An 810-nucleotide genomic window follows, 5' to 3' on the forward strand; every position below is an offset into this window, starting at 1 on the left:
CTATAATAAAACTATCAACGCGGGGTGGAGCAGCCCGGTAGCTCGTCAGGCTCATAACCTGAAGGCCGCAGGTTCAAATCCTGCCCCCGCAACCACCGACACTTGCAAATTCGCCCACTCGGGGTATTTGCGACGAAGCTCCTCCTCATATGAGTCGAGGAGCTTTTTGCGTTTCTGCTCCGTGTCGATCTCGCCGGATGCGATCCGGGCCATCAGATCATTCTGGGCGGCGGTGATGAACTGCTGCTCCATCAGGTCCAGGACCTCCATCGAGGCCATGATGTTGGCGATCGAGCCGTGTACCTGCAAACTGGCCGGTTGATGGCCCGGGGTCTTGCCGATCACGACGGTCTGGATGAGATCACGCACGATCGGCATCAGCCGCTGCTTGGCATGTTCGTCGGCGTTGTTGCGTGCGAGGAAGATCAGCTTGCGGATGCTGATCTCGGTATTGTGAGGATATCGAAGAGGGCATCCGCGGGCATCGCCCGCCCGTGCCGCACAATCTGCGCTGGCGCTTCGCCTTCCACGAGGCAGGGCATGCAGTCGTGCATCATGCTCTCGATCTCGGACCCGTTCGCGGCCTCAGTATCGATTCCGGCGAGGGCGGCTACAATCTCGTCGGCTTCCACGTCTGGGCCACCGATACCCGTGACTGGTACGAAAACATGCTGACCATGCTGATGGCCGGGCGGGCTGCCGAGCAACTGGTTGTTGATTGCCACTGAGAACTGACCCGGCGTGGCGTGATATTTCCATTGAGAATTGACCCATGTTCCAACCTTCCCTCGCATGTTTTCAGCGAGGGCT

General features: G+C 59.0%; 1 protein-coding gene and 1 tRNA gene. Both read left to right on the forward strand.

Annotated features, from left to right (window positions below; translation table 11 throughout):
• The first annotated feature begins 18 nt into the window (after window positions 1-18).
• A tRNA-Met gene (locus ACQZ5N_RS26375) sits at window positions 19-95 on the forward strand.
• A 399-nt stretch (window positions 96-494) separates the two neighbouring features.
• Window positions 495-728 (forward strand): hypothetical protein, encoded by a 234-nt coding sequence (locus ACQZ5N_RS26380; RefSeq protein ID WP_448734570.1) that lies wholly within the window; start codon window positions 495-497, stop codon window positions 726-728.
• Window positions 729-810 lie beyond the last annotated feature (82 nt).

Source organism: Agrobacterium sp. 22-221-1 (assembly GCF_053522445.1).